The organism is Pontivivens ytuae, from assembly GCF_015679265.1.
Lineage (GTDB): Bacteria > Pseudomonadota > Alphaproteobacteria > Rhodobacterales > Rhodobacteraceae > Pontivivens > Pontivivens ytuae.
Genome location: NZ_CP064942.1, coordinates 12,749 through 26,468, shown reverse-complemented (window position 1 = coordinate 26,468; position 13,720 = coordinate 12,749). Strand labels below are relative to the sequence as shown.

At 71.1% G+C, this 13,720-nt stretch carries 11 protein-coding genes; 8 read left to right on the top strand and 3 right to left on the bottom strand.

Annotated elements, in window-relative coordinates; genetic code table 11:
- Positions 1–13 precede the first annotated feature (13 nt).
- The 6 genes from I0K15_RS00115 (at position 14) to I0K15_RS00090 (ending at position 8,172) form a co-directional block, all read left to right on the top strand.
- Positions 14–313, top strand: coding sequence for a DUF3467 domain-containing protein (locus tag I0K15_RS00115; RefSeq protein WP_196103427.1), 300 nt, complete (start codon positions 14–16; stop codon positions 311–313).
- A 17-nt stretch (positions 314–330) separates the two neighbouring features.
- The gene (locus tag I0K15_RS00110) at positions 331–2,115 is read left to right on the top strand and encodes an efflux RND transporter periplasmic adaptor subunit (RefSeq protein WP_196103426.1); all 1,785 of its coding nucleotides are present in this window, start codon (positions 331–333) and stop codon (positions 2,113–2,115) included.
- Between the two features lie 4 nt (positions 2,116–2,119).
- Positions 2,120–4,282: a hypothetical protein gene (locus I0K15_RS00105; protein ID WP_196103425.1), complete on the top strand. Its 2,163-nt coding sequence runs from the start codon at positions 2,120–2,122 to the stop codon at positions 4,280–4,282.
- Positions 4,279–6,231, top strand: a complete 1,953-nt coding sequence (locus I0K15_RS00100) for a preprotein translocase subunit SecA (protein ID WP_196103424.1) — start codon at positions 4,279–4,281, stop codon at positions 6,229–6,231. Before I0K15_RS00105 ends, I0K15_RS00100 begins: the two co-directional genes overlap by 4 nt.
- Positions 6,200–6,916: an efflux RND transporter periplasmic adaptor subunit gene (locus tag I0K15_RS00095; protein ID WP_196103423.1), complete on the top strand. Its 717-nt coding sequence runs from the start codon at positions 6,200–6,202 to the stop codon at positions 6,914–6,916. Before I0K15_RS00100 ends, I0K15_RS00095 begins: the two co-directional genes overlap by 32 nt.
- A 74-nt stretch (positions 6,917–6,990) precedes the next feature.
- Complete coding sequence (locus tag I0K15_RS00090) at positions 6,991–8,172, top strand: alpha-D-ribose 1-methylphosphonate 5-triphosphate diphosphatase (protein WP_196103422.1); 1,182 nt, start codon at positions 6,991–6,993, stop codon at positions 8,170–8,172.
- Here I0K15_RS00090 and I0K15_RS00085 read toward each other — a convergent pair.
- Positions 8,169–9,821: an FAD-dependent oxidoreductase gene (locus I0K15_RS00085; RefSeq protein ID WP_196103421.1), complete on the bottom strand. Its 1,653-nt coding sequence runs from the start codon at positions 9,819–9,821 to the stop codon at positions 8,169–8,171. The two genes, I0K15_RS00090 and I0K15_RS00085, sit on opposite strands and share 4 nt — an antisense overlap.
- 193 nt (positions 9,822–10,014) lie before the next feature.
- Here I0K15_RS00085 and I0K15_RS00080 point away from each other — a divergent pair, with 193 nt between their 5' ends.
- The gene (locus I0K15_RS00080; RefSeq protein ID WP_196103420.1) at positions 10,015–10,680 is read left to right on the top strand and encodes a Crp/Fnr family transcriptional regulator; all 666 of its coding nucleotides are present in this window, start codon (positions 10,015–10,017) and stop codon (positions 10,678–10,680) included.
- A gap of 44 nt (positions 10,681–10,724) precedes the next feature.
- Positions 10,725–11,255: an ASCH domain-containing protein gene (locus I0K15_RS00075; RefSeq protein ID WP_196103419.1), complete on the top strand. Its 531-nt coding sequence runs from the start codon at positions 10,725–10,727 to the stop codon at positions 11,253–11,255.
- A gap of 6 nt (positions 11,256–11,261) precedes the next feature.
- On the opposite strand, the gene bchO is transcribed toward I0K15_RS00075, so the two are convergent.
- Positions 11,262–12,107, bottom strand: a complete 846-nt coding sequence (bchO, locus tag I0K15_RS00070) for an alpha/beta fold hydrolase BchO (protein WP_196103418.1) — start codon at positions 12,105–12,107, stop codon at positions 11,262–11,264.
- Entirely contained in the window at positions 12,104–13,705 is a 1,602-nt protein-coding gene (locus I0K15_RS00065; protein WP_196103417.1) for a magnesium chelatase subunit D, read from the bottom strand. Before I0K15_RS00065 ends, bchO begins: the two co-directional genes overlap by 4 nt.
- Positions 13,706–13,720 lie beyond the last annotated feature (15 nt).

Below are 13,720 nucleotides of genomic sequence, written 5' to 3'. Positions count from 1 at the left end.
AGGACAGGCAACCATGGCAGAGCAGCAGGCAGGGCAGGGCAAGAGCGTGATCTTCCGCGACGAGAAGATGCGCACCAGCTACGCCAATGTCGCGAATGTGGCGAGCACGCGGGAGGAGATCTCGGTCCTCTTCGGCATCGGGCGAAGCTGGCACGGCAAGGGCGAGGAATACGAGGTCGACCTGAACGACCGCGTGATGCTGTCGCCCTTCACCGCCAAGCGCCTCGCCGCGATGCTGGTCAACGCGGTCGCGCAGTACGAGGCGCGCCACGGCAAGATCGACGCCGGATCGCAGGAGGGCGGCGAGGGCTAAGGCCCGCCGTTGGGGGCATGATCCAGGGGGAACAACCTGATCCCGGTCGTGCGGCGCAGGCAACGCCGCTGACCGCGCCCGGCCTGTTGGGCTGGTGCGATCTCGTCCGCTCGCGCCTGAAGGGCGTGGTCGAAGTCGCGGTGGTGGAGATTGCGGGCGAGCGCATCGAACCGCTCGCCGCCAGCCCCACCAATATGGATCTCACGAAATACGCGCAGGCGCTCGCCGCCGCGGCTCAGCGGGGCGAGGGCCTGTTGCAGCCGCTGGCGGCGGAGATCGACGGCGTGGCCGAGGTCATCGCCTATCCGGTGGGTGCCGGGCAGACCGCGCTGGTGGGTCTTGGTGAGCTGCCCGCGCGGCAGACGGCGCTGGTGCTCCAGCAGGTCCAGCTCTCCGCCGGGTGGCTGTTCTGGGAAGCGGCGAAGGCGGGGGCGGAGCGGGCGACGGCGCGCAGCGCCCGGCTGGATGCGAGCTTCGAGCTCTTCGCCGAGCTGCTGGATGCGGACAAGGTGCTGGAGATGCAGCAGCTTCTCTGTTCCATCGTCGCGGACCGGACGGGTGCGTCCCGCTGCGCCTATGTCACGCGCCGCTTCGGACGGGTGCGGCTGCGCGCCGTGTCCGGCACCACGACCTTCGACCGGCGCACGACGCTCAACGACCTGACCGAACAGGCGGCGGCGGAGGCGATGGCGCGGCGCGAGGCGATCTTTCACGGGGAGGGCGACGCGGGCGGGCCGCTTCGCTCCCTCGCGCGGCTGCACGAGGACAAGGCCGCCGCCGCCATCCCGCTGATGAATCGCAAGGGCCGGGTCCGCGGCGCGCTGGTCATCGAGTGGCCGGAGGCGGTGCCGGAGGGCTTGCTGGAGGATTGGGCGAGCCTCTGGGTCCTCGCCGCCCCGGTGCTCGACCTGCGGCGCAAGGCGAGCCGCAACATCCTGCAGGTGGCGCTCGGCTCCCTCGGCAGCGCGCTCGGCGCCGTGTTCGGGCGCGGGCATCTGGTGCTGAAGGGGATCATGGTGGCGCTGGTGGCTCTCGCGGCCCTGATGATCTTCGGCGAGGGGCAGCACCGCCTGCGCGCAGATACGGTGATCGACGATGCGGGCCTGCGCGTCGTCTCCGCCCCCGCCGACGGCTTTCTGTCCGAGGTCCGCGTGATCCCCGGTGACCGGGTGGCCGCCGCCGACGTGATTGCGGTGCTCGACGATGCCGACCTGCGGCTGCGCGCGCTGGAGCTCGACGCCCAGCTCGCCCGCTACCGCGCGGAGGAGGCGATCGCCCAGCGGCAGGGCGACCGCGGCACCGTCGCGGTGGCCCGCGCCCAGGCGGCGGAGGTCGAGGCGCGGCGCGCGCTCGTGGAGCGGGAGCTGGAGCAGACCATCATCCGCGCGGGCACCGATGGCCTCGTGCTCGAAGGTGACCTGCGCCAGCGCGTCGGCGGACAGGTGGAGCGCGGCGAGGTCCTGATCGAGATCGCCCCGCGCGAGAACGTCGAGGTCCGCGTCGATGTCGCCAACCGCGACGGCGACGTGTTCGATGCGGGTCTTACCGGCACCCTCCGCCTCAACGTAGCACCCGAGGTGCCGCTGCCGATCGCCGTCACCCGCGTGAAACCGGCGGCCGAGAGCATCGACGGCGACCTGCGCTTCGTGGGCTATGCCGAGATCGGGGAGACGGAGCTGCGGCTGGAGAACGGCATGCGCGGCTCTGCCCGGCTCGACCTCGGCCGTGAGCCGCTCTGGCGCATCTGGCTGCTCCCGGCATGGGAGACGGTGACGCTGTTCCTGTGGTCCTGGTGGCCGTGAGCCGATGGCCCGCGCGCAGCTTCTGAGCCAGGACTGGTACCGCGTCGCCGACCTGCGCCCGCGCCTGCGCGCGCAGATCGAGGTGGCGCTGCACGAATACCTCGGCACCCGCTGGTACGTCCTGCTCGACCGCGCATCGGGCAAGACCCACCGGCTGGCCGAGGCGGGCTGGGCCATCGTTCAGCGCTTCAACGGGCGCGAGACGCTGGACGAGATCTGGACCGGGCTCGCCCGCGCCAACGATCCCGACCTGCCGCCGCAGGACGAATTCATCGAGCTGATGAGCCGCCTCTACGACAGCGGCATCGTGGCGGTGGAGGGCGTGCCGAAGGCCGAGGCGCTTGCCAAATCCCAGGCGAAGAAGGAGAGCGCGGTGTGGCGCGCCCTCCTGAAATCCCCGGTCAGCCAGAAGATCCCGCTCTACAACCCCGCGCCGTGGCTCGACGGCGAGGCCGCGGGTCGGTTCGCGCGCTTCGTGTTCTCCTGGGCGGGGCTTGCGGTGCTGCTCCTTTTGATGGGGATGGCAGGCGTCGAGCTGATCCGGAACTGGGAGGCGCTGACCGGCAACCTCGCGGACCGGGCGCTGGCGCCGAACAACCTCGTGATCCTCGTCTGCGTTTACCCGGTGGTGAAGCTGCTGCATGAGCTCGCCCACGCGCTCGCCGTGCGCCGCTTCGGCGGGCAGGTGACGGAGACGGGGATCATGTTCCTGATCTTCGTGCCGATGCCCTATGTCGATGCATCCGCCGCCAACTACTTTCGCGCCCATGGCAGCCGGGCGCTGGTGGCGGTCGCGGGGATCCTTGCGGAGCTCGGCATAGGCGCGCTCGCGATCCTGATGTGGGCGGAGACCGATCCGGGTCTGCTGCGCGCGATCCTCTTCAACGTCATCGTCATCTGCACGATCTCGACACTGTTCTTCAACGGCAACCCGCTGCTGCGCTTCGACGGCTATTATGCGCTCGCCGACCTCACGCAGACGCCGAACCTGGGCAACCGGGGACAGGCGCTGATCGGACGCTGGTTCAAGCGGCTCTTCGGCTACCCGCCGGAGCCGGAGACTGAAACCGCCGGGCCATCCTCCCGCGCCTGGATGGCGAGCTACGCCGCCGCCGCCTTCTGCTACCGGGTCTTCGTCACCTTTTCCATCGCGCTGATCGTGACGGACAAGGTGCCTTACGTGGGCCAGGTCCTCGCCATCTGGATCGTCGGCGCGGGCCTTGTCTGGCCCAATGCGCAAGCGGCGTGGCGCAACCTCAGAAGCCCCGCCTTCAACACCAGACGGAGGAGCATCGTGCCCCGCCTTCTCGCCTTCTTCGCCGTGCTCGCGGCGCTGATCTTCTTCGTTCCGCTGCCGAGCTCCACCACCGTGCGCGCGGTCGTCGCAAGCGGGGAGGAGGCGGCGGTGTTCTCCGGCTCCGAAGGGCGGCTGGTGGAAATCGTGGCGGAGGAGGGCGCGCGGGTGGCCCCCGGCGACCTGTTGTTGCGCCTCGCCCCCGACCGGCTGGAAACGGAAGTGCTGGCCCTCGACGCGCAGGTCGCGGCGCGCGAGGCGGAACTGCGGATCGCGCAGGGCCGCAGCGACGGGGCGCTGGCGTCGGCCATCTCGCGGGAGATCGCGGCACTTGAGGCGGCACGTGCCGACCTCCAGGACAAGGTCGCGGCGGCGGAACTGCGCGCCGGGCGCGCCGGCATCCTCGTCTGGGACACGCCGGAGCCGACCTTGGGCGAGCTTATCCTGCGCGGCTCCCGCGTCGCCTTCGTGGACCGGCCGGAGAGCCGCCGCCTGCTCGCCATGCTGCCCGAGGGGGCAGGGCGGAACATCGAGCGCGGCATCACCGAGGCGCGCTTCATCACCGACGCCGCCCCCGGCGCGCCCCGGCTGGCCGAGGAGGTGGAGATCATGCCCAACGCCTCCCGCGCGCTGATCGACCCGCGGCTGGCCGACCGCTCCGGCGGGCCGATCCTGACGGCACCGGACGAGACCAACGCGGACGCCGTGCGCGCCACCGCCCCGCATTTCTGGCTGGAGGCGGACGGCGATTTCGCCGACCTCGCGCTCGGCGATCAGGTGCAGTTGAAGCTCGTCCACCCGTGGGAGCCGCTCTTTCCCCGCGTCGTCCAGCCGCTGCTGCGCGAGGGCTTGCGGAGGTTCGGCCCCGGATGACCGCGCATCTGCCACCCCCGCGCGGCGCCCTGCCGCTGACCCCGCCGGAGCGGGCGGAGGCCGCGTCGAAGACGCGGCGGTTCCTGACCGCGCTCGCCGATCTGCCGCGGGACAACCGCTTCACCCGGCGGCGTCAGCTGGCGGCGATCCGGGCGGCACGGGGCTCGCTGAGCGATCTGGATGACACGGGCCTGCGCGATCGGGCCGCGGAGGTTGGCGCGGCCCTCCGGCAGGGCGAACTGACCGGCCGCCTGCTGGTCGACGCCTTCGCCCTGATCGACGAGGCGTTCTGCCGCGAGACCGGCTTTCGCTTCCACGACACCCAGCTCCTCGCCGGGCTGCATCTTGCCCGCGGGCGGTTCGTGGAGATGGCGACGGGGGAGGGCAAGACCTTCACCGCCGCCCTGCCTGCGGCCCTCCACGCCCTCGCGGGCTGCGCCGTGCATGTCGTCACCGTCAACGACTACCTCGCCGAGCGTGACGCAGCCGAGACCGCGCCGATTCTCGCGCGCCTCGGCCTCACCTCCGCCCATGTCATCCACGGCATGGAACTGCCGGAAAAGCGCGCCGCCTACGCCGCCAACGTCACCTACTGCACCAACAAGGAGCTGGTCTTCGACTACTTGAAGGACCGCGCGAAGGAGGCCGCGCGCTCGCCCCTCGCCTACCGCATGTGGCTGGAGACGGTGGAGCCGCCGCTCGTCACCCGCCTCGACTATGTCATCGTGGACGAAGCCGACAGCGTGCTGATCGACGAGGCGAACATCCCGCTGATCCTGACCGAGCCGACGCGCAACACCCTCTCGCCCCGGTTCCTCCAGCAAGCCATGGAGCTGGCCGAGCGCGATGATAGCGCGTGGGAGGACGAGGACGATCTGGGCTTTTCCGCCCTGCGGACCGAGGCGCTCGCCCGCCTCGTCGCCACGCTCGACGACCCGGATCCAGAATGGCAGGCGCTGGCGCTGGCCGAGGAGGTGCTGACCCAGGCCCGCGCGGCCCGCGACCGCTTCCGCCGCGACACGCATTACATCGTGGAGGAGGAGAAGATCGTGCTGGTCGACCAGCAGACAGGCCGCCCGATGCCCGACCGCTCGCTGCCCTTCGGCCTCCAGCAGATCCTCGAAGTGCGCGAGGGGCTGGAGCCGTCGGCTTCGCGCAAGACCTTGGCGAAGCTCAGTTTCCAGCTCTATTTCCGCAAGTATCACAAGATCGCGGGGATGAGCGGCACGATGCGCGAGGTGCGCGCTGAGATGCGCGACATCTACCGCACCGGCCTCGCCGCCGTGCCGACGCACAAGCCGGTGATCCGCCAGCGCCTCCACCGCCGGCTGTTCTCGACCACCGACGAAAAGCTGGACTGGGCCGTGGCGCGGGCCGAGGAGATCCGGGACCAGGGACGCCCGGTGCTGCTGGGTGTGTCGTCGGTCCAGCTCTCCGAAGCGCTGGCCGAGCGGCTGCGCGACCGCGCGCTGCCGCATGACGTGCTCAACGCGCGGCGGCTGGCGGAGGAGGCGGAGATCGTGGCCGAGGCCGGGCAGGGCGGGCGCGTCACGGTCGTCACCAACATGGCCGGGCGCGGGACCGACATCAAACTCTCGAAGGCGGTGAAGGATGCAGGCGGCCTCCACGTCGTCATCGCCGATGCGCTGGAAAGCGACCGGCTCGACCGGCAGCTCTACGGCCGGGCGGGGCGACAGGGCGACCCGGGCAGCTACGACATCGTCCACGCGCTCGACGAGCCGGAGCTGAAGCTGTTGTTGTCGCGCGGTGCCATCGCGGCCTTCGGACGCTTGCGCGCCCTTGCGCCGGCGGCGGCCTCGGCGTTTTACTTCCGCTATCTGGCCTACCGCCGGAACCGGCTGGAAGGCATCCGCCGCAGCCGCCGCGTCAAGCTCCTGAAAAGCGAGGAGAAACGGGATGAGATGCTCAGTTTCACGCGTCGCCGCTAGCCTTCTCCTGTTTGTGGGTGCCGCGCAGGCGCAAGAGGGCAGCCTCGAGTTCGCCTCCTGCCTGATCCGCCCGGCGGAGAGCACGGAGCTCTCCAGCCCCCTGCGCGAGATCGTGAGCGCCCGGCGCGCGGATCTCGGCGACGCGGTGCAGGCGGGCGATGTGTTGCTGGAGTTCTCTCACGCCGCCCTCGATGCCCGCGCCGCGCGGCTGGAGGGCGAACGCGCCTTTGCCGCCCGTGCGCTCGCCCGCGCCGAGCGGCTCGGCAACATGCTTCCGGCCGCGGAGCGGGACGAGCTGACCAACGCCGTGCGCCGCGCCGAGGCCGATCTCGCCGAGATCCGGGCCGAGATCGCGCGTTACACGATCAGCGCGCCCCATGACGGGATCGTTACCGAGGCGCCGCTCTCGGTCGGTGAAGTCGCGGGCGACGAGCCGGTGATGACCGTGATCCAGGTCAGCCGCCTGCGCGCCGAGCTGTCGGTGCCTGCCGCGGAGCATGGCCGCTTCGGCGTCGGCGACCGTCTGATGCTCTCGGCGGAGAACGGCAACCGGAAGGCCGGCCGCATCACCTTCGTCGATCCCGCGATCGATTTCGGCAGCCGAACCTTCCGCGTCCATGCCGAGGTCGACAACGCCGACGGCGCGTGGGTCGCGGGCATGGGCTGCCAGGTCGCCGCAAGCTAGGCGCAACGTCACCGAAACGTCGCCGATCCGTCATCCGGACCTTGCACAGATACGGTTTCAGCCGATCTCACGGAATGAGCCGCCTGCCGTGGGAGACCGAGATGTTCGATCTGAAACCCGATCGTCCGCTGACGCTGACCAACGCCACCATCGTGGCGCCCGGAGCGGTGTTCCACGGCAGCGTCACCCTGCAGGAGGGCCGGATCGCGGAGGTGTCGGAGCGCAGCCCGGACGGCCTCGACCTCGACGGACAGGTCCTGATCCCCGGCATCGTCGATCTGCACACGGATCATGTGGAGACCCACGTCCACCCGCGCGCCTCGGTCCAATGGGCCTATCTGCCTGCGCTGATGGCGCATGATGCGGTCGTGATCTCCGGCGGGACGACGACGGTGTTCGACAGCCTCTCCGTCGGGGCGACGATGAAGCGGCCCGAGCGGCGGGAGATCCTCGGCCCCCTTGTGGATGCGCTGGAGCATGGCCGCGCGCAGGGCATGTTCCGGGCGGAGCATCTCCTGCACATGCGTTGTGAGATCTGTGATCCGGAGACCATTGCGCTGACGGATGCCAACATCGGGCGCGACATCGCACGGCTCGTCTCCGTCATGGACCACACGCCCGGCGACCGGCAGAGCGTGGATGTGGAGCACTGGCTGCGCCGCATGATCCAGGACATGCAGATCGACGAGGATGAAGGGCGCCGGCAGCTCGCCAAGCTCTTCGAGCGGTCGGCGCGTGTCGGCCCCGAGGTCCGGGCGCATGTCGTGGCGGCAGCGAAGGCGCACGGCACGCCGCTGATGACCCACGATGATCGCACGGTCGACCATGTGGAGCAGGCGCAGGCCGAAGGCGTCACGATCTCCGAATTCCCGACGACGGTCGAGGCTGCCCGGCGGGCCCGGGCGCTCGGCCAGGCGGTCGTCGCCGGGGCGCCGAACTACCTGCGCGGCGGCTCGCAGTCCGGCAATGTTGCGGTGAAGGAGCTCTTGGCCGCGGGGCTGGTGGACGCGCTCGCCTCCGACTACGTGCCGCGCAGCCCGCTCGACGCGGCCTTCGCCATCGCCGACGATCCCGCGCTGCCCCACGACCTTCCCGCGGCCGTGGCCATGGTGACGGAAGCGCCGGCCCGCCTCGCTGGTCTCACCGATCGCGGCCGGATAGAGGAGGGCGCCCGCGCCGATCTTGTCGCCGTTCGGCGCGTCGAGGGTCAGCCGCAGGTCACCGCGGTCTGGCGCGAGGGGCGGCGGGTGTTCTAGTTGCCCTCCACACCCTCCAGATAGGCGTGCAACGCCGAGACCACGACGGAGCCTTCGCCCACCGCCGACGCCACGCGCTTGACCGAGCCGGAGCGGATGTCGCCGACCGCGAAGATGCCCGGCTGCGAGGTGGCGAAGTCGCTCGCCTCCACCCCGGCCGTCGTGCCGGTCTTCACGAAGCCCTTGTCGTCCAGCGCCACCTGGCCGTCCAGCCAGCCGGTATTCGGAGCCGCGCCGACCATGATGAAAAGGGCACGGCAGGGGATCTCCACCTCCTCGCCGCTGTCCTTGTTGCGCAGGGTCAGCCGCTCCAGCCGGTCTGTTCCGTGCAGGGCCACCACTTCGGTCCTTGTCCACAGCTTGATGCGCGCATCGTTCAGCACCCGGTTGGTGAGGTAGGACGACATCGTGGCCGCAAGGCCGGTGCCGCGCACCGCCACATGGGCGCACTCCGCATGGCGGGAGAGGTACATGGCGGCCTGGCCCGCCGAGTTGCCGCCGCCGATGATGACGACCTCGGTCCCCTTGCAGAACTTCGCCTCCAGCTCCGTCGCCGCGTAGTAGACGCCGCGGCCCTCGAACTCCTCCAGCCGGTCGAGCGGGAGCCTGCGGTACTGGACCCCGTTGGCGAGGATCACGCTGCGGCAGCGGATCGCGCGGTCGTCGTCGAGCGTGATCTCGAAGCCATCGTCGCACTTGGTCAGCGTCCGCGCGCGCCGGGGCGAGGCGACGCGGGCGCCGAACTTCACCGCCTGCACTTCGCCCAGATAGGCGAGGTCGGCCCCAGATATGCCCTTGGGAAAGCCCAGATAATTCTCGATGCGCGACGATGTCCCGGCCTGTCCGCCGATGGCGGTGTCCTCGACCACGAGGACGCAGAGCCCTTCGGAGGCGGCATAGACCGCGGCGGCGAGGCCTGCAGGCCCCGCACCGATGATCGCGACGTCGAAGACCTGATCCGTGGCCGCCACGAGGTCGAGGCCGATCGCCGCCGCAAGCTCCGCCGGTGTCGGCCGGGCGAGGACCTGCGCGTGGCCGGTGACGACCGCAGCACCTTCGGGCGGCAGGTCGCAGCTCCGCGCGATCTCGGCCACTGCCTCCGCATCCGCGCGGTCGATCCAGCGGTGGGGAATGCGGCTGCGGCTGGCGAAGGCGCGCAGGCGCAGCGTCTCGCGATCGTCGGCCTCCCCGATGATGACGAGCCCGCCTTCGCCCCATTCGGTGAGCAGCCGCCGCCGCGCCGCGTAGGCCCCCACGACCACTTCGCCGATCTCGGGATTGGTGGCGACGAGCTCCTTGATCCGGGCCTGCGGGATGACGATCACCTCGCCATCCTCGTCCATCACCCCGGCCAGAAAGGTGCGCTGGTCCATCAGCATCCCGATCTCGCCGAGGAAGTTGCCCGCCTCGATCCGCACCACCGCGCGCCCGTTCGAGCGGTCCACGATGGCCACCGCGCCCGACAGGATGTGGAAGAAGTCGTAACCGTCCTGACCGACGTCGAAGAGCACGTCACCGCGTGCGACCCGCCGGCTTTCCCCGGCTTCGCGGAGCTGCTCGACCACCTCCGGGCGGAGCTCAGGATAGGCCTCCTGTTCGAGCAGCGTCCTGCGGCTGGTCGAGGAGCGAACGGGCGCTTGGGTGGTCATGCGGGCATCTCTCGTGGCTGGGGTCCTACCGGTATCACGGCTGATGTGAGGGCGTGCCCGAAAATTGCCAGAGCGGGGGCGGAGCTCCATAGGCGTTTCAAAACGAAATCCGAATAGGGGAAACCCCCGACTTCGCCAACGCAGGAAGGCTCCCAACATGTGAAGGGGCGGAGACAGCATCGGAGCGACGGATATGGCACATCCTCAGATCGTCACCAGGCAGGAGCCGAAGCAGGCGGTCGCACGGGCCTCCGCCATGCTGGAGGGCCTGTTCGACCTGAGGGCCGTCACCGTGAAGGCCGAACCCGGGGAGACCATCGCGGCGGAGGGCGAGGAGGTCGAGACGATCTACCGCGTTATCTCCGGCACCGTGCGCTGTTGCGGCTATACCGGCGGCGGCCAACGCCAGATCTTCCGCTTCTGCGGCCCGGGCTCGTTCCTTGGCGCCGTCGATCAGGACCGCTGGCGCGCGACGGTGGAGGCGACGGATTGCGTGATCCTGAGCGCCGTGCCGCGCTGCCGCCTCGACGAGGCCATCGCCCGCTCGCCGCGCCTGTGCCGCGCGCTCTTCGCGCTGATGACCGACGAGCTGCGGCATAGGGAGGCGCATCTGGTGACCCTCTCGCATCTTCCCGCGCATGAGCGGCTGCGGGTCTTCCTCACCCGGTTCGTTGCGGAGCGCCGCGCGCCGGGTTTCGTGGCGCTGCCGATGACGCGGCAGGACATCGCGGATCATCTGGGCCTGACCATCGAGACGGTGAGCCGCTCCTTCGGCACGCTGAAGCGCCACGGCGTGATCGAGATGCGCGGCGCAGGCAAGGTGCGCATCGCCGATCAGACCAGCCGGGTGCCGGCCTGACCTTCAGGACTTTCGCTGCGGCGCAGGCGGTCTAGATACCGGGCATGTCCGGCCTGCCACCCCTCGCACTCTCAGTCCGCCAGCCCTGGGCCTGGGCGATCATCCACGGCGGCAAGGTGATCGAGAACCGCTCGCTGGGAGCGATCAAGTCCGGCAACATGGATTGCCGGCGGATCTGCATCCACGCCGCCACCGGCCTCAAGCGATCCGAGTACGACTGGGGCCTCTGGCGGTTGCATCGCCACGGCGTGACCGCGCCGCGGCCGGAGGATCTTCCGCGGGGTGCGATCATCGGGACCGTCGATGTGGTGGACATCATCTCCGAAAGCGACAGCGAGTGGTTCGGCGGGCCGTGGGGCCTGGTGCTCGAGAACCCTGCGCCAGTCGAGCCCATTCCCGCGGTGGGCGAGCTCGGCTATTTCGCGTGGGAGCGGTCGGGCGAGCTGGCAGCACCATTGCCCTGGATGTTCGGCTACGATCGGCCGAACGGCGATTCCCGCACGCTCTCGCTGTTCGACGACCTGCCACCGTCCTTCGCCGAGGCGCCGGAGCGGCCGGGGCGGAAACGCTCCTGAGCTGGCTTATCTCGGCAACATCTCCCGGATCCGCTCCGCCGCCCAGACCGGGTCCTCCTCGTGCAGCAGGTGGCCCAGATCGGGGCGGGAGGCGTGCCTCGCGCCCGGTATCCGTCGCGCGGCGTCGATCGAGGTGCTCTCGGGCACGGAGCGATCCCGCGCGCCGGTCAGGAACAGCACCGGCGCGGGCACGCGGGGCAGGTCGGGCAGGAGCTCGCCCAGCTCCCACTGCGCCATCATCGCGAGCGTCCCGTCCACATGGTCCGAGCGGGAGACGAGGCGACGGTAGAGCTCCAGCCCCTCCGCATCTATCCGGCTGCCCGTACCCTCCACGAAGCCGCGCACGCCGGTGCGGCTGCCGATGAGGCGGGAGATCACGGCGCCCGACAGCGGGTTGAACGCCATCGCCCGCGCCATGGCTGGGAAGACCACGGCGGCCGGTCCCGGAAAGCGGGCGAGGGCGGCGTTCACGCCGACGACGCCCGCCGGGGGCTGCCCCAGATCCAGCGCCAGCCGCATCGCGATCGCGGCCCCGGCGGAATGACCCACGATCAGGTCGGGCACGATCCCCTCCTGATCCAGCATTGCAGCCAGATCGGCGGTCATCGCGGCGAGGCCCAGCCGGTTCCGATCGCCCGCCCGCGTGAAGCCCTGCGCCGGCAGGTCCACGGCCACGCGGCGCGTCCCGTCGAGCGCCGCCATCACGCCGCGCCAGCTATGGGTCGAGGCACCCGCCCCGTGGATCAGCAGCACCGTCGGCCCCTCGCCGAGGTCCTGCACATGCCAGCGGTGGGGCGGGGCGGTGACGGTCCGGCTCGCCGCGCGGTTCGGCCAGTCGGGCGGCACGCTCATGGGGCGAGCGCCGTGGTGATCGTGGACGCGAGCCGCGTGGCATCCGCCCGCGGCAGGGGCAGGTATTCTCCCTCCAGCAGCTGCGCAAGCTGCCGTGCGCCGGGCTGTGGGCGGGACGCCGTATCGACCACAAGCGCCGGATGCCCGGTGGCCGCGACGGTGCGGGCGAGCCGCTCCGTCTCAGCCGTCGCGGCCGCGCGATCCGTCCCGCCGTCGAGCGCCACGTTGCCCTTGCCGTCGGTCATCAGCACGAGGCCGGGGCTGAGCCCCCGTCGCTCCGCCGCGTCCAGCGTCTCGTGCGCGAGCGCGAGCGCCGAGGCGAGCGGCGTGCCCCCGCCGCCGGGCAACACGGCCAGCCGCCGCTTCGCCTGCACCAGCGCCCGGGTCGGGGGCAGCAGCATCTCGGCCTCCTTGCCCCTGAACGCGATCAGAGCGACGTGGTCGCGTTTCGCATAAGCGGCGGCGAGCAGCAGCTCCACGGCGCCCTTCGCTTCCGCCAGTCGGGCGAGTGCGGTGGAGCCGGAGGCATCGACGGCGAAGACCAGCAGCCGGTCGGAGCGGTCCTCGAACCGTTTGAGCCGCAGATCCTCGCGCGCGATCAGCACGGGGCGGGTGTCGTCGGGCGACGCAGTCCGGCGCAGGCGCTGCCACGGGGCCGCGGCGCGGAGCGTGGCGATCAGGTCGAGCCGGTCTCCGCTGCGTGGCGTGCCGGGCCGCGGCGCCAGCGGCCGTCCGCGGCGGTTGCCGTGCCTGCGGGCCCCGGCGCCGGAGCCCTTGGCGGCGCGGCGGCGGGCCAGCGCCATCCGCTCGGCGAGATCCGGGGGCAGGGCGGCGCGGGCGGCCTCGACCAGCATCTCCTCCGGCGCGGTGGCCTCACCGGGCCGGTTCTCCGCCTGCTCCGGCGGCGGCGCGTCGACCTGCTCGTCCGGAACGATCATGGCGCGGGGGGCGAGGACGAGGGCTGCTGCTGCGGCCATGTCGTCGTCGGTCACCGTAGCACGGCCCGCATGGATCGCGTGGGCTCGGGCCGCGCGCAGGGCGAAGAGTACCGCGCGGGGGCTGTCGATGCCGAGCCGCGCAGCGGTGATGGTGAGCGCTTCCAAAGCCGCGGGAGGGGTCTCGACCTCGCCCGGGGTAACGGATGATGAAAAGTCCGGCTCCACGCCCGGCGGCAACCGCAGTCCGTCGAGGCTCAGATGGAACGCGACGCGATCGGTCAGCGCCGCGGGCGCGCCGTCCTCCTCCCCCTCATCGAGCAGCACCAGCGTCGGAAGCGTGCCCGCATCCATCGCCGCGGCGAGCCGCCCGGCCAGCGCCGGGGGCGTCCGCTCCGCCATGGTCAGCATCAGCGGTGTGCCGTCGAGCAGCCCCTGTCGCCGCACCGGCTTGCTGCCCGCGAGCGTCGCGGCCACGTCGAGACCGCCGAAGAGCTGTTCGTCGTCGACGGTCGGGGGCATGCGGCGCAGCGCGAGCGCGTCGATCACGGCGCTTCGCAGCGGGCTGTGCCGGGCGCGCAGCCACAAGCCACCAAGGCCCGCCGGATCGATCGAGAGCAGGGCAAGGGCGGTGCGCAGCGGGGTAAAGGGATCGGTCGTCATCCGGGGACCTCCGCC

What these genes read in the sequence shown, in the direction of transcription:
- I0K15_RS00080 (WP_196103420.1), top strand. Translation starts at nt 10,015, where the DNA reads ATGGCACATCCTCAGATCGTCACCAGGCAGGAGCCGAAGCAGGCGGTC.
- I0K15_RS00075 (WP_196103419.1), top strand. Translation starts at nt 10,725, where the DNA reads ATGTCCGGCCTGCCACCCCTCGCACTCTCAGTCCGCCAGCCCTGGGCC.
- I0K15_RS00065 (WP_196103417.1), bottom strand. Translation starts at nt 13,705, where the DNA reads ATGACGACCGATCCCTTTACCCCGCTGCGCACCGCCCTTGCCCTGCTC.
- I0K15_RS00090 (WP_196103422.1), top strand. Translation starts at nt 6,991, where the DNA reads ATGAGCCGCCTGCCGTGGGAGACCGAGATGTTCGATCTGAAACCCGAT.
- I0K15_RS00085 (WP_196103421.1), bottom strand. Translation starts at nt 9,821, where the DNA reads ATGACCACCCAAGCGCCCGTTCGCTCCTCGACCAGCCGCAGGACGCTG.
- I0K15_RS00115 (WP_196103427.1), top strand. Translation starts at nt 14, where the DNA reads ATGGCAGAGCAGCAGGCAGGGCAGGGCAAGAGCGTGATCTTCCGCGAC.
- I0K15_RS00110 (WP_196103426.1), top strand. Translation starts at nt 331, where the DNA reads ATGATCCAGGGGGAACAACCTGATCCCGGTCGTGCGGCGCAGGCAACG.
- I0K15_RS00100 (WP_196103424.1), top strand. Translation starts at nt 4,279, where the DNA reads ATGACCGCGCATCTGCCACCCCCGCGCGGCGCCCTGCCGCTGACCCCG.
- I0K15_RS00095 (WP_196103423.1), top strand. Translation starts at nt 6,200, where the DNA reads ATGAGATGCTCAGTTTCACGCGTCGCCGCTAGCCTTCTCCTGTTTGTG.
- I0K15_RS00105 (WP_196103425.1), top strand. Translation starts at nt 2,120, where the DNA reads ATGGCCCGCGCGCAGCTTCTGAGCCAGGACTGGTACCGCGTCGCCGAC.
- bchO (WP_196103418.1), bottom strand. Translation starts at nt 12,107, where the DNA reads ATGAGCGTGCCGCCCGACTGGCCGAACCGCGCGGCGAGCCGGACCGTC.